The sequence below is a fragment of the Salinicola sp. MH3R3-1 genome (genome assembly GCF_001937155.1).
Lineage (GTDB): Bacteria > Pseudomonadota > Gammaproteobacteria > Pseudomonadales > Halomonadaceae > Salinicola > Salinicola halophyticus.
This window is the reverse complement of record NZ_MSDP01000001.1, coordinates 39,625-61,447: the sequence shown is the minus strand read 5'-3', so window position 1 is coordinate 61,447 and position 21,823 is coordinate 39,625. Positions and strand designations below refer to the sequence as shown.

Sequence of the window (21,823 nt, the reverse complement as noted above, 5' to 3'; positions counted from 1 at the left end):
TCCTTTCCACTCAAGGATTTGACGATTCCTGACCGCCACCTTCCTCGAGTGCTGGCGCAGCATTATTCCCGCTTTGGGCACCATCGTCAAGCGAAGGCGCGCCATTTTGTTGCTGCTCGATCACTTGAGCGTCGGGAATACCACTTTGCGGCGCATTGCCCGCGTTGGTGGCGAAGTACGCGAGCCCCAGCGACGTGACGAAAAACAGCGCCGCCAGGCCGCCTGTCAGCTTGGACAGAAACCCGCCGCTACCGCGCGAACCGAAGACGGTCTGCGAGGAACCGCCGCCAAAAGCCGCGCCCGCTTCGGCTCCCTTGCCCTGCTGCAGCAGGACAAACACCACCAGTGCGATGGCGGCCAGAACGTGAACCAACAAAATTGCTATTTGCATGAAATCAACCTGCTGACTGACAAATCGCTATAAAATCGTCGACCTTGAGCGACGCTCCGCCGATCAGGCCGCCGTCGATATCTTGCTGCGCGAGCAACGCCCGTGCGTTATCCGCACTCATGCTGCCGCCGTAAAGCAGACGCAGCGACTCGGCCAACTCACGGTCGAAGCCGGCCTGATAGGCGCGAATCGCGGCCATCATCTGCTGAGCCTGCTCCGGTGTCGCAGTACGTCCGGTACCGATGGCCCAGACGGGCTCGTAAGCAAGCGTCATCTGGCGCCGCTGACTCGGCTCGAGCCGGGCCATGACGTAGCCTACCTGGCGCAACACGACTTCCTCGGAGTGGCCGGCATCGCGCTCTTCGAGCGTCTCGCCCACGCACAGGATCGGGCTGATCCCAGCCTGAAGCGCGGCGACCACACGCTCGTAAACCTGCTCGTCGCTTTCCTGAAAGAGCTGGCGACGCTCGGAGTGGCCAATCAGCACGTACTCGACCCCGAATTCGCCGAGCATCTGCCCGCTGACTTCACCGGTGCGCGCACCGGAGGACAACGGATTCAGCGTTTGGGCGCCCAGGCCGAGAGGCGTGTCCGCGAACGCGCGGCGCGCGGCATCGAGGTAGGGAAACGGAGGATGGATCACCACGTCGACTGGCGACGGCAACTCAATCTCGGCGAATGCTCGACCAAACGTCTCGACCAATTCCGCCGAGCCGTTCATCTTCCAGTTACCCGCGATCAACGGCTTGCGCATGCAACCTCCCATCGGTGGTGCGACATGGTATAAGAGCCTTGACAGCAAGACAACAAGTGCCGCCGGCTATCTCGTTGGTTCAGGCGATCAAGGTTTCGACGCTATCGGCGATCCGCTGGGCCATGGCCTGAACATCGAATCGTGGCCGTCCTTCCACCATGACCCGGATCAACGGCTCCGTGCCCGACGGGCGCAACAACACCCGACCGCTACCGCCCAGCTCATCCTCGACCGAGCTCACCGTCTGGCGCAGCGCCTGGCTGTCCAACAGCGATCTGGCATCGAAGCCCGCGGGCAGTCGAACATTGATCAGCGACTGCGGCGCCTTCTCGAAGCCATCGAGCAGCTGCTCCAGCGGCGCGCCTTCCCGCATCATCACCGCCAACACCTGCAGCGCGGCGACGATTCCGTCCCCGGTCGTCTGTACATTGCGGCAGACGATGTGGCCGGACGCCTCGCCCCCCAGCAGCCAATCGTTGGCGAGCAGCCGTTCGACCACATATCGATCGCCCACCTTGGCCCGCTCGAAGGGAATCCCCTGCTTCTCGAAGGCGGCGGCCAGGCCGAAGTTGGTCATGAGCGTACCCACGACCCCGCCATTGAGCTTGCCACGAGCGTGCAAATCCCGCGCGATGATATAGAGAATCTCGTCGCCATCCACCAGCTTGCCGTGCCGATCGATCAGCAGCACCCGGTCGCCATCACCGTCGAAGGCGATACCCAGATCGGCCTGGCGCGCCAGCACGGCTTCGCTCAAGCGTCCTGTATGCGTCGAGCCCACGTCCTGGTTGATATTGAGACCGTCGGGTTCGCCGCCGATCACGCTGACGTCGGCTCCCAGCTCGCGGAAGACATTGGGCGCGATGTGATAGGTCGCCCCGTGGGCACAGTCCAGCACGATTCGCAGGCCGTGCAGCTCGAGACGGTTGTGAACCGTGGATTTGCAGAATTCGATATAGCGTCCGGCGGCATCGTTGATCCGGACCGCCTTGCCGAGCTGATTCGGCGCCATCGTTTCCAGCGGCTTGTCCAGCTCGCTCTCGATCTCCGTTTCGACCTCGTCGGCGAGCTTCAGCCCCTCTGCCGAGAAAAACTTGATGCCGTTGTCCTGATACGGATTGTGCGACGCGGAGATCACGATGCCCGCATCGGCTCGAAACGTCCGGGTCAGATAGGCGATACCCGGTGTCGGCATGGGGCCGAGCAACGACACATCGGCACCGGCGGCCGACAACCCCGCCTCCAGCGCCGATTCGAACATGTACCCCGAAATCCGCGTGTCCTTGCCGATGATCACCTTGGGCCGCATCGATTGGGAAAACTTGTGCCGCGCCTGATGGCCGGAGAGCTTGCGGGCCAGCACCCGGCCCATCGCCCAGCCCAGCTTGAGCATGAAATCGGCAGTGATGGGATACTCGCCGACGGTCCCGCGAATGCCGTCGGTACCAAAATAACGTCTACTCATGATCGCTCCGTTCCTGAAGCTGGTCGTTCCTGAAGCACGGCCCAAGCCATATTGATTGCATCCACCGTGGAGGCGACGTCGTGCACTCTGACGATTCTAGCGCCCCGTTCCACCGCCATCACTGCCAAGGCCAATCCACCGGGAAGTCGCTGGTCGACGGGCCGCCCCAATGTCTGGCCGATCATGCTCTTGCGCGACATGCCCACCAATAGCGGCAATTCCAGCGCCGTCAGCGATTCCAGCCGATTGAGCAGTTGCAAATTATGCTCGAGGGTCTTGGCAAAACCGAATCCGGGATCCAGCAGCAGCCGCTCGCGCGCGATCCCCGCCGCCTCGCAGGCCGCCACTCGTTCGCGTAGAAAATCCGCCACGGCGATCTCGACCGGCCGCTCGTAACGGGGGGCCTGCTGCATCGTCCGGGGCTCGCCCAGCATGTGCATGAGACACACCGGCAGCTCGGTGGCCGCCGCCGCCGCCAGTGCGCCCGGGCGAGTCAGCGAACGCACGTCGTTGATCAGTCCGGCGCCCGCCTGGGCGATCTCGCCAATCAGCTCCGGGGCACTGGTATCGACCGATACCAGCGCATCGAACTCCGACACCAGCATGTCGACCACCGGCAACACGCGTTCGCGTTCGACTTCCAGCGGTACGGCCTCGGCACCCGGACGAGTCGATTCTCCACCGACGTCGAGAATGGTCGCCCCTTCGTTAAGCAGGCGCTCGGCGTGACGTCGGGCGTCGTCCAGGCCGTTGTACCGCCCGCCGTCCGAAAACGAATCCGGCGTCACGTTGAGGATGCCCATGACACAGGGACGCGATAGGTCGAGGGTATGATGACCGCAGCGCAAGCGAGCGCCGACGGGTACCGGGTCGGTCATTGAGAATCCATTACTCGCAAAAACGCCCACTCTAGGCAGGCGGGGATCGTCGCGCAACCGACTCGAAACGCAACAGGACGCCATCTCTGACGCCCTGTCGCAATTGCTGTCGCTGCATTATTCGAAGCGCTGTTCGTTCAACGCACGCATGGGGCACTTACAGGCCCGTGGGCCCACCCAGCGGATCGGACGGGCGACGGCTGTCGGACTCGTCGTCCGCGGCGCCATCTTCCTTCGGTTGCGGCTCGGGATCGTCGACGGCACGACCGGAACCCGATGTCGGGCCGTCGTCGCCCCAATCCTTCGGCGGACGCGGCTGGCGGCCTTCCATGATGTCCTTGAGCTGCAAGGCATCGATGGTTTCGTACTGCATCAGCGCTTCCGCCATCAGGTCGAGCTTGTCGCGGTTGTCCTCGAGGATCTTGCGGGACATGGCATAGCACTCGTCGATGATCCGACGCACTTCCTTGTCCAGCCTAGTCGAGGTTTCTCCGGAGCTCAGCTTGCCCCCCCCCTGACCTGGACCGCCCAAGAACTGATGCGACTCGTCCTCGTCGTACATCAGCGGCCCCATCTCTTCGGACAGGCCCCACTTGGCGACCATGCTGTGCGCGAGCTCGGTGGCACGCTTGATATCGTTGGAGGCACCGGTGGTGACGCCATTCGGCCCCAATGTCATCTCTTCGGCAATACGTCCGCCAAACAGCGAGCAGAGCTGGCTGATGATCTGCTGACGGGAGTAGCTGTAACGATCTTCTTCCGGCAGGAACATGGTCACGCCCAACGCTCGACCGCGCGGAATGATGGTGACCTTGTAGACCGGATCGTGCTCGGGCATCACCAGACCGATAATGGCGTGGCCGGACTCGTGATAAGCGGTATTGAGCTTGTCCTTCTCCGACATGACCATGGAGCGCCGCTCGGAGCCCATCATGATCTTGTCCTTGGCCAGCTCCAGCTCTTCCATGCCGACGGTGCGACGATTGCGGCGCGCCGCGAACAGCGCCGCCTCGTTGACCAGGTTGGCTAGATCGGCGCCGGAGAAGCCCGGCGTCCCGCGGGCAATGATGCTGGCCTGGACGCCGTCGGACATCGGCACCTTGCGCAGGTGAACGTTGAGGATATGTTCGCGCCCCCGAATGTCCGGCAGCGGTACGGTGACCTGACGGTCGAAGCGGCCCGGCCGCAGCAGCGCCGGATCGAGCACGTCGGGGCGGTTGGTGGCGGCGATCACGATGATACCGTCGTTGGCTTCGAAACCGTCCATCTCGACCAGCAGCTGGTTCAACGTCTGCTCGCGCTCGTCATGACCACCGCCCATGCCGGAACCACGATGGCGACCGACGGCATCGATCTCGTCGATGAAGATGATGCAAGGCGCCTGCTTCTTGGCCTGCTCGAACATGTCGCGGACACGGGAAGCACCCACGCCGACGAACATCTCGACGAAGTCCGAACCCGAGATGCTGAAGAACGGCACCTTGGCTTCACCGGCAATCGCTTTCGCCAACAGGGTCTTACCCGTGCCTGGCGGACCCACCATCAACACGCCGCGGGGAATCTGCCCACCCAGACGCTGGAACTTCGAAGGATCCTTGAGGAAGTCGACCAGTTCGACGACCTCCTCCTTGGCTTCGTCACAGCCGGCGACATCGGCAAAGGTGGACTTGATCTGGTCCTGGCTCAGCAGCTTGGCTTTCGACTTGCCGAAGCTCATCGGACCGCCTTTGCCACCGCCACCACCCTGCATCTGACGCATGAAGAAGACGAAGATGCCCAGAATCAGCAGGATCGGGAAGCTGGCAATCAGCAAGCGCGTCCACAGGCTCTGCTCTTCGGGCTTCTGGCCGACGACGGTGACGTCGTGCGCCAGCAGGTCGTCCATCAGCTTGGGATCCTGGGCTGCCGGGCGGATGGTCTGGAACTGCGTACCGTCGTCCCGCTCGCCATTGATGGTATAACCCTCAATGGTCACGCTGCGCACCTGGTCCTTCTGGACCTGCTGCACGAACTGTGAATAGCTCATCGTCTGCGGCGAGCTATCGACACTGAAATTGTTGAACACCGTCAGCAGTACAGCCGCGATGACCAACCAGAGAATTAGATTTTTCGCCATGTCGTTCAAGACACCACCCTCGTAGTACGAACCTTGCTGCCTGCGCTTGCCGTGATCTGACACTACACCAGATGGGGTCGCTCAACCACGCTTGCAAGCCTAGCCCTGAAATCCTTGCGCCAGCAGGTAGACTTCCCGGGACCGAGCCCGTGACGCCTCCGGCTTGCGTGTTACTACCTTGCGGAAACTGCCTCGCAGATCCCGCAGGTAGTCATCGAATCCTTCGCCCTGAAAAACCTTGGCCAGGAAATGGCCGCCGGGCGATAACGTCTGCTTCGCCAGATCGAGAGCCAGCTCGACCAGATACATCGACTGTGGCTGGTCGATCGCCGCCATGCCGCTCATGTTCGGCGCCATGTCTGACAGTACCAGATTGACACGGCGCTCACCGAGCTCGCCCAGAATCGCTGCCAGCACCTGCTCTTCGGTGAAATCGCCCTGAATGAAGCTGACGCCGGCCAGCGCGTCCATCTCCAGAATATCGGAGGCGATCACCATCCCCTCGGTGCCGACTTTCTCGGCGGCGACCTGACTCCAGCCGCCCGGCGCGGCGCCCAGATCGATCACCGCCATGCCGGGACGCAATAACTTGTCACGCTCGTCCAGTTCCAGCAACTTATAGCTTGCACGCGAACGATACCCATCCTTCCAGGACTGCTGAACATAGCGATCGTCGAAATGCTCTTTCATCCAGCCGGCGCTGCTTTTGCTTTGCCGCGTGGGAGAACCGGCCTTGTCAGCGCCGGATGAGGAGCTAGAGCTGGAAGAGCGCGCCACTGATGATCACCTGGAAGAATAGTCGAGAAAGCGAAGAGCGGTACTGCGGGACTGGAGTGCAGCTCGCAAGCTGCCGGACACATCGACCGTGCCATGCCAGGACTGAGCCATTACAGGTCTGAGCCATTTCAAGACTTAGCCATTTCAAGACTTAGCCATTTCAAGAGTCAGCCATTATAGGACGTAGCCGTGTCAGGACTTGGTAATGCCCGGATCCGGCCATCCCCAAATCGGGTCGTACCCGAACACGGCCGACGAGCAACGGCATCTTTCCTGTTGCCATCGAAACCCGTAACATGGCGCGTTTCGACAGTGCGGTGGTGAGACCGATTGCAGCACCGCTGTAAAATATCGCGAAGTCCAACGGTCAGATTACCATGAGCCTAACATCCGCACAAAAGAAAGCCTTTCGCAGCATCGGCCACCACCTTCAGCCGATCGTCACCGTGAGTGAAAACGGTCTGAGCGAAGGCGCCCAGCAGGAACTCGACCGCGCGCTGCGAGACCACGAGCTGATCAAGGTCAAGCTGGCGATTGCCGACCGCGAGGAACGCCAGGCGATGGTCGAAGAGCTGGTCGAGGCCTCCGGCGCGGAACTGGTCCAGACGCTGGGCAAGGTCGCCCTGCTTTATCGCCACAACCCCAAGGTCAATCCCAAGCTTTCCAACATCCAGCGCGCCGAGGAACATCACGGCCGGCACTGAACACGAAAGCCGCGAGCCGCGAAAACAGATGCTCCACAACGAGAGAAGCCGCGACAGTGTCGCGGCTTCTCTCGCTTGCGGCTGCCTGTCTTGCAAGCGCTTGCGAGCTAGGAACGAACAAGGCGAAAGCGGCCGAGACAGCGAAGTTTACGGGGTGTAAATCAGCATGCCGAGGCCGTTTTCAACGCCGTTTGGCCGACGCGCAGCTGCGCGTGAGCGGTCAAAGATGCTCGACGCCGGAAATTTCGTACTCCACATCGCCACCCGGCGTGCGGACGTTGACCACGTCGCCCGCCTGCTTGCCGATCAGCGCACGCGCAATGGGCGAAGTCACCGATATCTTGCCGTCCTTGATCCCGGCCTCATCCTCGCCGACGATCCGATAGCGCACTTCTTCATCGGTCTCCAGATTGAGCAGCTCGACGGTGACACCGAAGATCACCTTGCCGGTGTTGGGTATCTTGGCCACATCGATGACCTGAGCCAATGACAGCTTGCCCTCGATCTCCTGGATACGCCCTTCGATGAATCCCTGCTGCTCGCGGGCGGCATGATATTCGGCGTTCTCCTTGAGATCGCCGTGCTCGCGGGCGACCGCAATGTCGTTGATGACTCGCGGACGCTCCACGCCTTTCAACTGCTCCAGCTCCTGACGCAAGGCCTGTTCACCGTGGACGGTCATCGGGACCTTATTCATTGACTACTCCTGCATGCTGTTCCTGCAGCCGCCGCACCGTGATCTCGTTTCCGTACTCCAGCGCCATGCACACCGCACGCGCACCCGCCAGGGTCGTGGCATAGGGTACCTTGCGTGCCAGCGCCGTGCGCCGGATGACCGAGGAGTCGTTGATCGCCTGGCGGCCTTCCGTGGTATTCACGATATAGGCGATTTCGTCGTTCTTGAGCAGATCGACGATATGCGGACGGCCTTCAAAAACCTTGTTGACGACGGCAACGGACAGACCAGCCTCTTCCAGAGCCCTGGCCGTGCCACGTGTTGCCACTAAACTGAAGCCCAAGGCTAGCAGAGATTGAGCTACCTCGATAACACCCTGCTTGTCGGGTTCGCGTACCGAGAGGAACGCTTGGCGCTCGCCGGTCAATCGCGGAATCGCCTCGCCGGCACCCAGCTGCGCCTTGTAGAACGCCTCCGCGAAGGTCGCACCGCTGCCCATCACCTCGCCGGTCGACTTCATCTCCGGCGACAGGATCGGATCGACACCCGGGAACTTGTTGAACGGGAACACCGCCTCCTTAACCGCGTAGAAATCCGGAATCAACTCGCGGGTGAAGTTTTGGTCGGCCAGCGACTGGCCGGCCATGCAGCGCGCCGCGATTTGCGCCAGCGACGTGCCGATGCATTTGGACACGAACGGCACCGTACGCGAGGCGCGCGGATTGACCTCGATGATGTAGATTTCGCCGTCCTGCCAGGCGAGCTGCACGTTCATCAGGCCGACCACGTTGAGCTCGACGGCCATGCGCTTGACCTGCTCGCGCATCTCGTCCTGCACCTCCATCGGCAACGAGTAGGGCGGCAGCGAACACGCCGAATCGCCGGAGTGCACGCCGGCCTGCTCGATATGCTGCATGATGCTGCCGATGACGACCTGCTCGCCGTCACTGACCGCATCGATATCGATCTCGATGGCGGCATTGAGGAAGTGATCCAGCAGTACCGGCGAATCGTTGGAGACCTTGACCGCATGGGTCATGTAGCGCTCGAGCTCTTCGGCGGTATAGACGATCTCCATGGCCCGGCCGCCGAGCACGTAGCTCGGCCGCACGACCAGCGGATAGCCGATCTTCTCGGCCTTGGCGAAGGCGTCTTCGAAGCTGCGCGCGGTGGCGTTGGGCGGCTGCTTGAGACCCAGCTTGTCGATCATCTGCTGGAAGCGCTCGCGATCCTCGGCGCGATCGATGGCGTCCGGCGTGGTACCGATGATCGGCACGCCGGCGGCTTCCAGGGCCCGCGCCAGTTTCAGCGGCGTCTGCCCGCCGAACTGCACGATCACCCCGACCGGCTTCTCCTTGTCGGCGATCTCGAGCACGTCTTCCAGCGTGACCGGCTCGACGTAGAGTCGATCGGAGGTGTCGTAGTCCGTGGAGACAGTTTCCGGGTTGCAGTTGACCATGATGGTCTCGTAACCATCCTCGCGCATGGCCAGCGCCGCATGCACGCAGCAGTAGTCGAACTCGATCCCCTGGCCGATCCGGTTGGGCCCGCCGCCCAGCACCATGATCTTCTGGCGATCCGTGACCTCCGCCTCGCACTCTTCCTCGTAGGTCGAATACATGTAGGCGGTATCGGAAGCGAATTCGGCCGCGCAGGTATCGACCCGCTTGTAGACCGGGCGGATGTCGAGCTGCTGACGGCGCTGACGGAATTCGCTCTCGGAGACGCCCAGCAGGGTGGCCAGGCGCGCGTCGGAAAAGCCCTTGCGCTTGAGACGGTAGAGCTCATCGGCACTCAGATCGTGCAGTGAGCGCTTGGTAACGGCCGCCTCGGTCAGAATCAGATCCTCGAGCTGGACCAGGAACCAGCGGTCGATATGGGTCAGCGCGAAGATCTCGTCGACGCTCATGCCGCTGCGCATGGCATCGCCGATATAGAAGATGCGGTCGGCGCCGGCGGCCTGCAGCTCGCCCTTGATCAGCGCCATGTTTTCCGGGCCGAAGTCGGAGACTTTCGGATCGAGGCCGTCGGCACCGATTTCGAGGCCGCGCAGCGCCTTGTGCATCGACTCCTGGAACGTCCGCCCGATCGCCATCACCTCGCCCACCGACTTCATCTGCGTGGTCAGACGATCGTTGGCCTGGGGGAACTTCTCGAAGGTGAAGCGTGGAATCTTGGTCACGACATAGTCGATCGACGGCTCGAAAGACGCCGGCGTGGCACCGCCGGTGATGTCATTCTGCAGTTCGTCCAGGGTGTAGCCCACCGCCAGCTTGGCAGCGATCTTGGCGATCGGGAAACCCGTCGCCTTGGAGGCCAGCGCCGACGAACGCGACACCCGCGGGTTCATCTCGATCACCACCATGCGCCCGGTGTCCGGGTCGACACCGAACTGGACATTGGAGCCCCCGGTCTCGACACCGATCTCGCGCAGCACCGCAAGCGATGCGTTACGCATGATCTGGTACTCCTTGTCGGTCAGCGTCTGCGCTGGCGCGACGGTGATGGAGTCGCCGGTATGCACGCCCATCGGGTCGAAGTTCTCGATCGCGCAGACGATGATGCAGTTGTCGTTCTTGTCACGAACGACCTCCATCTCGTACTCCTTCCAACCCAGCAGCGACTCGTCGATCAGCAGCTCGTGGTTGTTGGAAAGCTCGAACCCGCGATCGCAGATCTCCTCGAACTCCTCCTTGTTATACGCGACGCCGCCACCGGAACCGCCCATGGTGTAGGAGGGGCGGATGATCACCGGGAAGCCGAGCGTTGCCTGGATTCTCCACGCTTCATCCATGCTGTGGGCGACTTCGGCCTTGGGACACTCGAGACCGATGTTCTTCATCGCCTTGTCGAACAGATCGCGGTCTTCCGCCTTGTTGATGGCATCGGCGTTGGCGCCGATCATCTCCACGCCGTACTTCTCGAGCACGCCGTGCTTGTCGAGTTCCAGCGCGCAGTTGAGCGCGGTCTGGCCGCCCATGGTCGGCAGGATCGCCGAGGGCCGCTCGCGCTCAATGATCTTCTCCACCGTCTGCCAGGTGATCGGCTCGATGTAGGTGGCATCCGCCATCACCGGGTCGGTCATGATGGTCGCCGGGTTCGAGTTGACCAGGATGACGCGATAACCCTCTTCGCGCAGCGCCTTGCAGGCCTGGGCCCCGGAGTAGTCGAATTCGCACGCCTGCCCGATGACGATGGGGCCGGCGCCGATGATCAGAATGCTGTCGAGATCCGTACGTTTTGGCATGCGCTAACACTCGTCGAAAATGGTGGTGTCGGCGGCTGGCGCCGACCCAGGATGACTGAATTCCAAACTGCCGCTGATGGCATGCGACCTGTCGCTGACGGCTCAGGCGACCTGCCGCTGACGGCTCTGCATCATCGTCACGAAACGATCGAACAGCGGCGAGACGTCACGCGGCCCAGGGCTTGCCTCAGGATGGCCCTGGAAGCTGAACGCCGGACGATCGGTCAACTCGATCCCCTGGAGAGTGCCATCGAACAGGGAGCGGTGCGTGGTTCGCACGTTGGCGGGCAGCGTGGTCTCGTCGGCGGCAAAGCCGTGATTCTGACTGGTGATCATCACCTGCCCCGAGTCCAGATCCTGGACCGGATGGTTGGCGCCGTGATGGCCGTGGTTCATCTTCACGGTCTTGGCGCCGGCGGCCAGCGCCAGCAGCTGATGACCCAGGCAGATGCCGAATACCGGAACATCGGTCTCGAGAATCTCGCGAATCGCCGTGATCGCGTAATCGCAGGGCTCGGGATCGCCCGGTCCGTTGGCCAGGAAGACGCCGTCCGGGTTCATCGCCAGCACTTCGGCGGCCGGGGTCTGCGCCGGCACCACGGTCAGGCGGCAGCCGCGGGACGCGAGCATGCGCAGGATGTTGTGCTTGACCCCGTAGTCGTAGGCGACCACGTGATAGGGGCGCTCAGCGCTGGCGGTATCGGCATATCCCTGACCCAAAGCCCATTCGCCCTCGGTCCACTGGTAGCTGGACTGGCAGGAGGCTTCCTTGGCCAGATCCATGCCCTTGAGCCCCGGAAAGGCCTGGGCGGCCGCCAGAGCCCGCTCGACGGCGTCATCGCCCTGAGCTTCAGCGCCGGCCAGAATGGCCCCGTCCAGCGAGCCCTTGCTGCGCAGAATGCGCGTCAGCCGACGGGTGTCGATATCGGCGATGCCAATGACGTTCTGCGCGGCGAGATACTCGGAGAGCGATGTGGTGCTGCGGAAATTGCTGGCGATCAGCGGTAGATCACGAATCACGAGGCCGGCCGCGCAGATGCGGGTCGACTCGACGTCTTCGAGGTTGATGCCGGTGTTGCCGATATGCGGGTAGGTCAGGGTCACGATCTGTCGGGTGTAGGAAGGGTCGGTGAGAATTTCCTGATAACCGGTCATGGCGGTATTGAAGACCACCTCCCCGCTGGTTCGTCCATCGGCTCCGATCGCGGTACCGTGAAATACACTACCGTCTTCAAGAGCCAGTATCGCGGGTCTGTTCAAGGCAACATCCTCCTTCACTGGTCATCAAACTGGATATCAAAACACGCCCATCAACACATGGCGTCTAGGCCTGGCATCACGCCCTCACTTCGTATTGACCGCACAAGCCGCCGCAAGGTCGTAAAAAAGCGGGACGAAATCCGGTAAGACCGGTTTCATCCCGCTTCATTATGCTGATTGCCGCATCGAGAGCGGCGAATCTTCAATCTCTGGGGCAATCTTGATGCCCGCAGCGCTGGCCCGGCCAAATTGGAGAAATGATACCGGAAACCGACTTCCGGCTCCAGTGAAGATCGCGATTCATCACCATGCCGCGCCGGCTTGCTCTTCCGCGCCACCGGTTTTCCGCGCCACCCGGCTCCGCAAGCTCAGGTCTTCGCAACGCTAGTCTTTCAAGCCCAGTACATCCTGCATGTCGTAGCGACCTGCCGGACGCCCGGCCAGCCACGCCGCCGCACGCACGGCGCCATTGCCGAACGTCAGCCGACTCGAGGCCTTGTGGGTGATCTCAATGCGCTCGCCCTCGGCCGCGAACAGCACCGTGTGCTCGCCGACGATATCGCCGCCACGCACCGTGGCGAAGCCGATCTCGCGGGGGTCCCGCGGGCCCACCTGGCCGACCCGCTCGAAGACGCCGTGCGTCTTCAGATCGCGACCCAGCGGCTCGGCTACCGCCTCGCCCAGCATCAGCGCAGTTCCAGAAGGCGCATCGACCTTGTGACGATGGTGCGCCTCGATCACTTCGATGTCGTAGCCGGCATCACCCAGCGCCCTGGCCGCGGTCTTGAGCAGATTCACCGTCAGGTTGATACCCGTGCTCATGTTGGCGGCAAACACCATCGGCACTCGCGCGGCAAAACCGTCGAGAGCCTTCAGCTGACTTTCATCGAGGCCTGTCGTACCGATCACGATTGCCTTGTCGTTGTCGGCGCACCAGGCGAGGTTCTCCAGCGTCAACGCCGGGGTGGAGAAGTCGATCAGCACGTCGAAATCGTCCCTCGCGCCATCCAGCGAGCCCGACAGCTTGATCCCGAGCCTGCCGAGCCCGGCCATTTCGCCGGCATCACAGCCCAGCAGCGAACTCTCCGGGCGCACGATCGCCGCGCCCAGCTTCGCAGCGTCGCTGTTGTGTGTGGCTTCCAGCAAGATCCGCCCCATCCGGCCTGCCGCCCCCATGATCGCAATCCGCGTCATGCTTCCTCCCGTTGCGTCGCCCTGGTTTGGTTTGGCGCAGGTTCACCGCGCCGATGACCGTCATTGGCGGCAGTATATCAATGCCACACCCCCGCGCCTCCAACGAACGCCGTCATTCGTTCGTGTTTCGAGTTGAGCGCTAAAAAAATTGAAGACTGAATCGCCAGGACCCGCTTTTAAAAAGCGCATCAAGGGCAGGTTACAACTGACCTAGAAAACCAGGGCATACGACTAAATTACCGGGAGAACGGTAAACGCGCTAAATAAAATCTGCCGTCGATCGAGTTCTATAACGCATGACGAGGGACAATGATTCGCGCTCCATCAAGACTAAACTTTAGCCTCATAAACCAAAGCATAACGCATATAAAATTCTTTGGAATCAATCTCTAACAACAAAGTCGCGGAAAGAAAAAGCGCCGCCATCGAGATCAACCCAAAGTCCGTTTGACGCCATTTGGTAGCGCTGTTATTCCTGATATATCAAAAAATATCACAGCGAAATCGGCATCACTAAGTTTCGTCATAGGCAGGTTAAACGGACAGCATCTACCGTTTCTCCGGGATATTAATTCTTCAACACGCAGAAAAGAATGGCGATAGGCGCTTCATGAACTCAATCGAAAAACAAGGAAGTCGCGAATGTCGATTCAGCTATTCAACCTGACCGGAAAGACCGCACTGGTGACGGGTTCATCGAGAGGTTTGGGGCGCGCTTTCGCGGAAGGTCTGGCATCCGCCGGCGCCAAGGTCATTCTCAACGGTATCAACGAGGAACGGCTCGCCATTACCGCTGAAGAGATGTCTCAGGCGGGTCATGACGTCCAGATTGCCGCCTTTGACGTCACCGACGATCACGCCGTCAAGGAGGCCTTCAACCGGTTCGATAACGCGGGAATCACGATCGACATTCTGATTAATAACGCCGGCATTCAGTTTCGTAAACCCATGCTGGAGCTCGAAACCGCCGACTGGCAGCGAGTTCTCGATACCAATCTGACTTCGGCGTTCGTGGTCGGTCGTGAAGCGGCCAAACGCATGGTCGAACGCGGCCATGGCAAGATCATTAACATCGGCTCACTGACCAGCGAACTCGCGCGCGCCACGGTCGCCCCGTATACCGTGGCCAAGGGCGGCATCAAGATGCTGACCAAGGCCATGGCGGCGGAATGGGGCGGCTTGGGCCTTCAGGCCAACGCCATTGGCCCCGGTTATATGCTGACCGACATGAACGAGGCATTGACCGCCAATGCCGAATTCGACGCCTGGGTCAAAGGGCGAACGCCGGCGGGACGATGGGGGAGGCCCGAAGAGCTTATCGGAACCGTGTTGTACCTGTCATCCCAGGCTTCCGACTATATTAACGGGCAAATTATCTACGCCGACGGCGGCATGATATCGGTGCTTTAAAAGCGGGATTTCGACTGAAAACTCAGCCGTACCGCAGCTTATATTGCCCCACTGTTCCATTATCGACCGGACCCGACATCATGCCAGATGGCCAGGACATAGCGTTACCGGTTCCTCAGGACAAAGGCCGCGACAATAAGAGCCTGCTGGAGCACGCTTACAAGGAAATCGAAGAGCTGATAGTTACCTGCCAGCTCAGGCCCGGTAGCTATCTGCGAATTCGAGATCTGCAGGACATGACAGGCTATAACCGCATGCCGGTCTATCAGGCGGTAACCCGACTGGCCTCGGACACGCTGATCACGATACGACCACGTCAAGGTGTTCAGATCGCGCCCGTAGACCTGCCGCGAACGGCGACTTTACTCAAGCTTCGACGAGATATGGAGCGATTTCTCGTCACGCTGGCCTGTGAAAAATCTTCACCGCAACAGCGAACTCTGCTGGGCCAGATTTCCCAGGCCATGGAAGAGCAGTCAGCTTCGATGTCGCTCTCGACGTTCAATCGTTTCGATCTTCAAATCGACGCGCAGATACTGAAAATCTGTGACGAGCCCTTTCTGGAGTACTCGTTGCGGCCCTTGCACACCATGTTTCGTCGAATCGGATGGATCTATCACACGCACGCCAAACCGAACCAGGATCTGGCCGACACCGTTCACGGTCATCTCGGGGTTCTGCGAGCCGTTCTTGCTCAGGATGCGCAGGCGGCAGCCAAGGCTTCGGATCGTCTGATGGATTTCATGGGCGCGACCGTGAACGCCATCGAGCGAAACGTCGATCCGAAGCTTCTGAACGTGGGTCTGGAGTTGGATACGGTCTAATCATCCGCCGACGTCAGGCTCACCAACAATAAAAACAGCCTTTTCCTACAAAAATTCAATCGATCGACACATCAGCATAAACTCCCAGAGGGACATGACATGACGACACATACCATCCTGAAACACGCTCCCCGTCTTGCCGCCGTATCCTTCGGCGTTGCCATGGCCATGGGTAGCATTTCCGCCAGCGCGGCACAGTACAATGCGAAACTGTCACTGGACGTTCCCGAGGGAAATACCAAGTACAAGGCCGCTCAGGAGTTTGCCGACCTGGTCCGTGAACGTACTGACGACAACGTGGATATCAAGCTATTTCCCAACAGCGTTCTGGGAGGAGAAACCGAGTCCGCAGAAGGCATCCGGCTGGGCTCCGTGCAGATGGGGATCATCACCAGCTCGGTGCTGTCATCCTGGGTGCCCGAGGTCCAGGTCCTGGATCTTCCCTACGTCATTACCGACGAAGCCAACGCTACGGCGCTCAGCGAGCCACTTACCGAAGCGCTCTCCTCGAGCTTCGAGGATCAGGGCTTTCATCTGCTCGGCTTCACCGTCAACGGTGTGCGTGAACTGATGAGCAGCTTCCCGATTCACTCCATCGACGACATTCAGGGTAAAAAGATGCGCGTCATCCAGAGCCCATTGCATGTGGACGCCTGGAGAGAAGCCGGTGCCAACCCGACGCCGGTTCCGGCACCCGAAATCTACAATTCCATGCAAACGGGCGTCATTGATTTCTTCGACAATACGGCAACCAATTATTTGACAAACCGTTTCTACGAAGTCGCGCCTTACTATGTAAAAACCGACCATATCTATGCCATGGGCACCTGGGTCGTCGCCGAGAACTGGTGGAAGCGGCTCCCCGAGAACTATCAGCAGGCGATCACCAAGGCGGCGCTCGAGGTCCAGTCGCATGTTCCGGAAATGCGCCAGAAGGATGACGAGGAAGCGCTGAAAAAGACGGTCGCTGATGGCGCCACCATCATCGACATCGAAGACAAGACACCTTGGATGGAAGCGATGGCCCCCGTGCGGGACAAGTACATCGACCAGATCCCCAACGGCTCTGAGCTGGTCGAACTGATCCGCAACGCCAAGTAAGCTTTTGCGCCACCCGGGCCGGGCCTGGGTGGCGCGCCTGTCATTGACGATCGATCCCTATCCTGGAGGTGGCATCATGGCTGCCGATCAACCCGCTCTCTCCTCTGCAATATCGCTGCTCGATCGATCGGCGGCCCGTCTGGAAGGTCTCGTCCGGCTTTCCGTATTCACCATCCTGGTTGCGATGTCCGTCGCGGTACTTACCGGCGTCATCGCCCGTTATGTGTTCAACAGCTCCTTTTCGTGGACCGAAGAATTCGCCATCTGGTGCTTCACCTGGCTGATTTTCCTTGGCGCAGCGCTAGGCGTGCGACGCAGTCGTCATGTCGTGGCGGATCTGCTGCCTCTGGGGCGCCTGCCGATGGTACAGGCACTGCTCGAACCCGTGGCCACCATGCTGCTGGCGCTGACGTTGATCATGATGTATTCGGGCGGCATGCAGCTGACCGACATGGTCGGGGGCCTGAGCGCCAGCCTGCAATGGCCCAAGGCCATCAAGTATGCCGTGATCCCCGCATCGGCTCTCATTTCGCTGGGATTCCTGCTGGTCCGCCGCGTCGATTCTCTGCAGGGTTGTCTGCGCAACCTCGTCTGCATCGGCGTCGCCTGGCTACTGTTCCAGTGGATCGACGCGGGCGGCCTCGCCTTTCTGGGAGGCTTTTCGCCGAGCCTCGTGATGCTCGCGGCATTCTTCCTGGCTATCGCCATCGGCGTGCCCGTGGCTTTCGCTCTGGTCCTGGCCGTCTTCATTGCCAGCTCTGCGTCTTTTATCCTGCCGCCTCCTGCTGTCGTCCAGAACATGGTGACCGGCTCGACCAAATTCATTCTTCTGGCCATTCCCTTCTTTCTCTCGACAGGCTATCTGCTGAATCTCGGCGGACTGTCAGCGCGGCTCATCGAGTTTGCCGTCTCTCTCGTGGGCCACTTTCGTGGCGGCCTGGCACACGTCAACATTCTCAACAGCCTGATGGTGGGTGGCATCTCCGGTTCGTCCAGCGCCGATGCCGCCAGCAGCACCAAAATCCTCGTTCCCGAGATGGTCAAGCGTGGCTATTCGCCGGCGTTCTCCTGTGCCGTCAGCGCCTCCTCGGCGATACTGCCCAATGTCGTGCCGCCGGCTATCGCGATGCTGGTCTATGCCTCCGTCGCCAACGTTTCGGTGGCCAAGCTATTCACGGCAGGCGTGCTACCGGCGGTATTGATCGCGCTGGCCCTAATGGGCGTCGCCTATGCCATTTCGGTTCGACGCGACTATCAGTCCTCCAGCGAGCACGCCCCGTGGCTGACCGTGCGTAACAGCTTTCTCCGCGCTCTGCCCGTGTTGGTCATCACCGTCGGGGTATTGGGCGGGATTCGCTTCGGGATCATAACGGCCACCGAGGCAGGCGTCGTTGCCCTCTTCTGGACCTTTATCCTGGGGAAAATGGTGTTCAAGGAGTACGGCTGGAAAACGTTCTACCGTGCTTTCAGTGACTGTGCCATGGACGCTGCACTGATCGGATTCATCATCGCGTCGTCGGTACCTTTTGCCTGGGTCCTGATCGCCGAACAGGTGCCTCAGGCGATCGTCGGCTGGGCCGGTACGGCGGCAGAGGGGCCGCTGGGGCTCTTTTTCATTCTCATTCTCGTGCTGGTGGCGGCAGGCATGTTCCTGGATCTCACCCCGGCCATGCTGATCATTGCTCCGCTGTTCCTGCCGATGATGATCAATGCCGGTATCGACCCCATCCAGCTGGGCATCATCATGATCGTCACACTGCAACTCGGCGGCGTCTCGCCACCCGTCGGGCTGCTGGTATTCATCACGTCACAGATTGCCAACGTGCCACCCTCGGCCGTTTTCCGCGCCGTCATACCCTTCGTCCTGGCAACGATGTGCGTCGTGGTCCTGCTCTGCGCGTTTCCCTCGCTAACCATCGGGCTATGGGGCCTGCTGGAATGAGTGAATAGCCGCCGGAGCCTGCGTTGCTGCGCTGGCCCCCTCAGGGGTCGGCGGTTGTCATCAACGAGTCGGGGATTGTGGATATACTGACAGGCAGTCACGGTCGAAGGAAAAGCGCTCATGTCGCTGTCGTCTCCCAGGCTTGCCACATTCATCGCATGGCTGGGGCCGGTGTTGCTCGCCGGCTGCAGCGCCGTGCCTCAACGAACGGCGCTTGCGCCGCTCGACCTGCTGGCGAGCACGCCCAACATCGACTGGTGCGGAACGCTGGCGCTGCCCGGGGAGTGGCAGGACGGCACGCCGGTCGGCGGGCTCTCCGATCTCGGTTGGGACGACGACGAAGCGATGCTGTTTCTGATTTCCGATCGCGGCTGGCTGCATCGCGCCCGCCTGACGTTCAGCGGCAGCGGCGAGCTGCGCGATTATGAACCGCTGGATACCTACCCGTTGCGCGGCGAGGACGGCGCCATTCTGGAAAGTGCCGGTAGCGATGCCGAAGCGTTGACGCTCGAGAACGCCGACGATGACATTCGCGGCAATACGCAGCTGGTAATCGGCTTTGAAGGCAGTGCAGCGGGCGACACCGGGGGCGACGCGCCGGGTGATGCAGAAAGCAACGCCCGCTGGCAGCGCTTCCTGCCCTCGGGTATTGCCAGCGAACCACCGCACCGACCGGCCGGGCTATCGGACGTCGCATCCAACGGCGGGCTGGAGGCGATCGCCGCGCTACCCGGCCACGGTCTGATCGGCGGGATCGAAACGCCCCCCGAGGGCTGGCCCGAGAAGCTCACTCGGCTGTTCAGCCTCGACGGTCAGCACGAGTGGCGCTATCCGTTGGCCGACAACGCCAACAGCGCACTGACCGCCATGGAAAATCTGGACGGCGACCTGCTGACCCTGGAGCGAGCCTACACGCCGCCGGCTTCACTCGTGATTCGGTTACGCCGCGCCCATCTCGAGGCCGACGGCAGCGTGCGTATCAGCGAACTGGCGCGGCTCTCCAACAGTGATGGCTGGTCGTTGGACAACTTCGAAGGACTGACCGGCATCGGCGGTCACCGCTACCTGATGGTCAGTGACGACAATTTTAGTCTGGTGCAGCGCACCCTGCTGACCTGCTTTGCCGTAACCGAGGTCGACGATCGGGCGCCCTGACTCCTGGCCGGCGCGATAGATGTCGCAGCCAGGAGAGCCGATGTCGCACGTATGCACGGCACAGCATAATGATTTCCGCTAGTTGCCATTTTCTCCCGCTGATTCGATCCTGCCGACGACACTGTGAATGCGGCGACACTCAACGATAAGAATCCGTGTTCATAGGTACGGCGCTCAAGCCCAAGGCCGTTCCTGCCGCTGTAGAGCACGCGGTGTCTTCCCGGTAGCACCGGCAGCGCCAACGACACGATAATCAAGACGAGGGTTCAGGATGAGTGGGATCAATCAGGCCGCGCTGGATGCCGGCGGCGACACATCGGCGGGTTTTTTCTCCCGCGAAAGAACGGTAGCGGGACCTAACTTCAATCGCTGGCTGGTACCCACGGCGGCGCTGGCGATCCATCTCTGTATCGGCATGGCTTACGGCTTCTCGGTGTTCTGGCTCCCCATGAGCCAGGAGATCGTCAACGCCCCTGCCAGTTGCACCAATCTCGGTCTGTTCCAGGCATTGACCACGACGAGCTGTAACTGGAGCGTCCCCCAGGTCACCTATGTGTTCGGTATCTTCATTGCCATGCTCGGTGTTTCGGCGGCGATCTGGGGTGCCTGGCTCGAGCATGCAGGGCCGAGAAAGGCCGGCTGCATTGCCGCGCTGTGCTGGGGTGGCGGTCTGATCGTCGGTGGCCTGGGGGTCATGAACCATCAGCTGTGGCTGGTCTATCTGGGCTGCGGCGTGCTGGGCGGCATCGGCCAGGGTCTCGGCTACATCACACCGGTCTCGACCCTGATCAAGTGGTTCCCGGACCGCCGCGGCATGGCGACCGGGTTTGCCATCATGGGGTACGGCGGTGGTGCCATGGTCGGCGCGCCGCTGGCCGTGCTGCTGATGAATCACTACTCCGCGGACGGCGGCACCGGTGTCGCCATGACGCTGATCACCATGGGCGTGATCTATGCCATCGTCATGGCCTGCGGGGCGATTGGCTTCCGCGTACCGCCCAACGGCTGGAAACCCACCGGCTGGACGGCACCGAAGAATGCCAAGACCAACACCATGATCACCCAGGGTCACGTCCACCTGAAAACAGCGTGGAAGACCAAGCAGTTCTGGCTGATCTGGGGCGTGCTGTTCCTCAACGTGACCGCCGGGATCGCTGTGATCTCGATGGCCAGCCCGATGCTGCAGGACGTCTTCGGCGGCGCCCTGGTCGGCCTCGAGGATCGCGCCGCGGCTCTCAACGAAGCGCAGCAGGCGGCAGTGGTCGCCGCAGCGGCTGGCCTGGTCGGCCTGATCAGCCTGTTCAACAGCGTCGGGCGTCTGTTCTGGGCCTCGCTATCGGATAAGATCGGGCGCAAGAACACTTATTTCTGCTTCTTCGTGATCGGCATCATCATGTATTGCCTGCTGCCGATGTGGGGCCATCTGGGTATGGCTGGTCTGTTCGTGATCTCGATCTGCGTCATTCTCAGCATGTATGGCGGCGGTTTCGCCACGGTCCCGGCTTATCTGGCCGACATCTTCGGCACCCAGATGGTCGGCGCGATTCACGGACGCCTGCTCACGGCCTGGACCGCCGCCGGCCTGGTCGGCCCGCTGGTCATTGCCGCCATTCGGCAGACGCAGCTCGACGCCGGCGTCGAACCCAGCCTCGTCTACGATCGCACGCTCTACATCATGGCGGGGCTGCTGTTCCTCGGCCTGATCTGCAACTTGTTGATCAAGCCGGTCAAGCCGGAACAGCAGATGAGCGATGAGGAGCTGGCTCGCGAGCGTTCGCTGCAGAAGGAAGACGGCGTCGCCGCCAATGCCGAGACCGCGGCACGCGGTCGCTTCGGTGTCGGCGGCGTTCTCGCCTGGCTCGGCGTGGGCATTCCGTTCCTGATCGGGCTCTACATCGCCCTGGCCAAGGCAGCGGCGCTGTTCTAGAC

General features: G+C 61.3%; 17 protein-coding genes. 7 read left to right on the top strand and 10 right to left on the bottom strand.

Features of this window, described 5'->3' with window-relative positions; genetic code table 11:
* Positions 1-10: 10 nt before the first annotated feature.
* The 6 genes from secG to rlmE form a co-directional block, all read right to left on the bottom strand.
* Complete coding sequence (gene secG, locus BTW08_RS00265) at positions 11-391, bottom strand: preprotein translocase subunit SecG (protein WP_075560507.1); 381 nt, start codon at positions 389-391, stop codon at positions 11-13.
* A gap of 4 nt (positions 392-395) precedes the next feature.
* Positions 396-1,145 carry a triose-phosphate isomerase gene (gene tpiA, locus BTW08_RS00260; protein WP_075560506.1) on the bottom strand — a complete coding sequence of 250 codons (750 nt, stop codon included), beginning with the start codon at positions 1,143-1,145 and terminating at the stop codon, positions 396-398.
* A 79-nt stretch (positions 1,146-1,224) separates the two neighbouring features.
* The gene (glmM, locus tag BTW08_RS00255; RefSeq protein WP_075560505.1) at positions 1,225-2,610 is read right to left on the bottom strand and encodes a phosphoglucosamine mutase; all 1,386 of its coding nucleotides are present in this window, start codon (positions 2,608-2,610) and stop codon (positions 1,225-1,227) included.
* Positions 2,607-3,488 carry a dihydropteroate synthase gene (gene folP, locus BTW08_RS00250; RefSeq protein ID WP_075560504.1) on the bottom strand — a complete coding sequence of 294 codons (882 nt, stop codon included), beginning with the start codon at positions 3,486-3,488 and terminating at the stop codon, positions 2,607-2,609. The genes glmM and folP overlap by 4 nt, the downstream gene beginning before the upstream one ends.
* A 157-nt stretch (positions 3,489-3,645) precedes the next feature.
* Positions 3,646-5,613, bottom strand: coding sequence for an ATP-dependent zinc metalloprotease FtsH (gene ftsH / locus BTW08_RS00245; RefSeq protein WP_075560503.1), 1,968 nt, complete (start codon positions 5,611-5,613; stop codon positions 3,646-3,648).
* Positions 5,614-5,703: 90 nt separating this feature from the next.
* Positions 5,704-6,381 (bottom strand): 23S rRNA (uridine(2552)-2'-O)-methyltransferase RlmE, encoded by a 678-nt coding sequence (gene rlmE / locus BTW08_RS00240; RefSeq protein WP_075560502.1) that lies wholly within the window; start codon positions 6,379-6,381, stop codon positions 5,704-5,706.
* Positions 6,382-6,758: 377 nt separating this feature from the next.
* Between rlmE and yhbY the strand changes: the two genes are divergently transcribed.
* The gene (gene yhbY, locus BTW08_RS00235; RefSeq protein WP_075560501.1) at positions 6,759-7,085 is read left to right on the top strand and encodes a ribosome assembly RNA-binding protein YhbY; all 327 of its coding nucleotides are present in this window, start codon (positions 6,759-6,761) and stop codon (positions 7,083-7,085) included.
* A gap of 220 nt (positions 7,086-7,305) precedes the next feature.
* On the opposite strand, the gene greA is transcribed toward yhbY, so the two are convergent.
* The 4 genes from greA to dapB all read right to left on the bottom strand — a co-directional run bounded on the left by greA (position 7,306) and on the right by dapB (position 13,462).
* On the bottom strand, positions 7,306-7,782 hold the full coding sequence (greA, locus tag BTW08_RS00230; RefSeq protein WP_075560500.1) for a transcription elongation factor GreA: 477 nt from the start codon (positions 7,780-7,782) through the stop codon (positions 7,306-7,308).
* Complete coding sequence (gene carB / locus BTW08_RS00225) at positions 7,775-11,008, bottom strand: carbamoyl-phosphate synthase large subunit (protein ID WP_075560499.1); 3,234 nt, start codon at positions 11,006-11,008, stop codon at positions 7,775-7,777. Before carB ends, greA begins: the two co-directional genes overlap by 8 nt.
* A gap of 102 nt (positions 11,009-11,110) precedes the next feature.
* Entirely contained in the window at positions 11,111-12,268 is a 1,158-nt protein-coding gene (carA, locus tag BTW08_RS00220; RefSeq protein ID WP_075560498.1) for a glutamine-hydrolyzing carbamoyl-phosphate synthase small subunit, read from the bottom strand.
* 384 nt (positions 12,269-12,652) lie between these two features.
* The gene (dapB, locus tag BTW08_RS00215) at positions 12,653-13,462 is read right to left on the bottom strand and encodes a 4-hydroxy-tetrahydrodipicolinate reductase (RefSeq protein ID WP_075560497.1); all 810 of its coding nucleotides are present in this window, start codon (positions 13,460-13,462) and stop codon (positions 12,653-12,655) included.
* Positions 13,463-14,104: 642 nt separating this feature from the next.
* On the opposite strand from dapB, the gene BTW08_RS00210 reads away from it, so the two are divergent.
* From BTW08_RS00210 to BTW08_RS00185, 6 genes are all read left to right on the top strand, one after another.
* Positions 14,105-14,872 carry an SDR family oxidoreductase gene (locus BTW08_RS00210; RefSeq protein ID WP_075560496.1) on the top strand — a complete coding sequence of 256 codons (768 nt, stop codon included), beginning with the start codon at positions 14,105-14,107 and terminating at the stop codon, positions 14,870-14,872.
* Positions 14,873-14,952: 80 nt separating this feature from the next.
* Positions 14,953-15,696: a GntR family transcriptional regulator gene (locus tag BTW08_RS00205; protein WP_075560495.1), complete on the top strand. Its 744-nt coding sequence runs from the start codon at positions 14,953-14,955 to the stop codon at positions 15,694-15,696.
* Positions 15,697-15,795: 99 nt separating this feature from the next.
* Positions 15,796-16,797 carry a TRAP transporter substrate-binding protein gene (locus BTW08_RS00200; protein ID WP_075560494.1) on the top strand — a complete coding sequence of 334 codons (1,002 nt, stop codon included), beginning with the start codon at positions 15,796-15,798 and terminating at the stop codon, positions 16,795-16,797.
* A gap of 76 nt (positions 16,798-16,873) precedes the next feature.
* Positions 16,874-18,739 (top strand): TRAP transporter large permease subunit, encoded by a 1,866-nt coding sequence (locus BTW08_RS00195; RefSeq protein WP_075560493.1) that lies wholly within the window; start codon positions 16,874-16,876, stop codon positions 18,737-18,739.
* 120 nt (positions 18,740-18,859) lie between these two features.
* Positions 18,860-19,894, top strand: coding sequence for an esterase-like activity of phytase family protein (locus BTW08_RS00190; protein WP_075560492.1), 1,035 nt, complete (start codon positions 18,860-18,862; stop codon positions 19,892-19,894).
* 271 nt (positions 19,895-20,165) lie between these two features.
* On the top strand, positions 20,166-21,821 hold the full coding sequence (locus BTW08_RS00185) for an OFA family MFS transporter (RefSeq protein ID WP_075560491.1): 1,656 nt from the start codon (positions 20,166-20,168) through the stop codon (positions 21,819-21,821).
* Positions 21,822-21,823 lie beyond the last annotated feature (2 nt).

Bases quoted from the DNA above. Each gene is read 5' to 3' on its own strand.
- BTW08_RS00210 (WP_075560496.1), top strand. From the start codon at position 14,105: ATGTCGATTCAGCTATTCAACCTGACCGGAAAGACCGCACTGGTGACG.
- greA (WP_075560500.1), bottom strand. From the start codon at position 7,782: ATGAATAAGGTCCCGATGACCGTCCACGGTGAACAGGCCTTGCGTCAG.
- secG (WP_075560507.1), bottom strand. From the start codon at position 391: ATGCAAATAGCAATTTTGTTGGTTCACGTTCTGGCCGCCATCGCACTG.
- dapB (WP_075560497.1), bottom strand. From the start codon at position 13,462: ATGACGCGGATTGCGATCATGGGGGCGGCAGGCCGGATGGGGCGGATC.
- BTW08_RS00200 (WP_075560494.1), top strand. From the start codon at position 15,796: ATGACGACACATACCATCCTGAAACACGCTCCCCGTCTTGCCGCCGTA.
- BTW08_RS00190 (WP_075560492.1), top strand. From the start codon at position 18,860: ATGTCGCTGTCGTCTCCCAGGCTTGCCACATTCATCGCATGGCTGGGG.
- BTW08_RS00195 (WP_075560493.1), top strand. From the start codon at position 16,874: ATGGCTGCCGATCAACCCGCTCTCTCCTCTGCAATATCGCTGCTCGAT.
- folP (WP_075560504.1), bottom strand. From the start codon at position 3,488: ATGACCGACCCGGTACCCGTCGGCGCTCGCTTGCGCTGCGGTCATCAT.
- tpiA (WP_075560506.1), bottom strand. From the start codon at position 1,145: ATGCGCAAGCCGTTGATCGCGGGTAACTGGAAGATGAACGGCTCGGCG.
- carB (WP_075560499.1), bottom strand. From the start codon at position 11,008: ATGCCAAAACGTACGGATCTCGACAGCATTCTGATCATCGGCGCCGGC.
- BTW08_RS00185 (WP_075560491.1), top strand. From the start codon at position 20,166: ATGAGTGGGATCAATCAGGCCGCGCTGGATGCCGGCGGCGACACATCG.
- yhbY (WP_075560501.1), top strand. From the start codon at position 6,759: ATGAGCCTAACATCCGCACAAAAGAAAGCCTTTCGCAGCATCGGCCAC.
- BTW08_RS00205 (WP_075560495.1), top strand. From the start codon at position 14,953: ATGCCAGATGGCCAGGACATAGCGTTACCGGTTCCTCAGGACAAAGGC.
- glmM (WP_075560505.1), bottom strand. From the start codon at position 2,610: ATGAGTAGACGTTATTTTGGTACCGACGGCATTCGCGGGACCGTCGGC.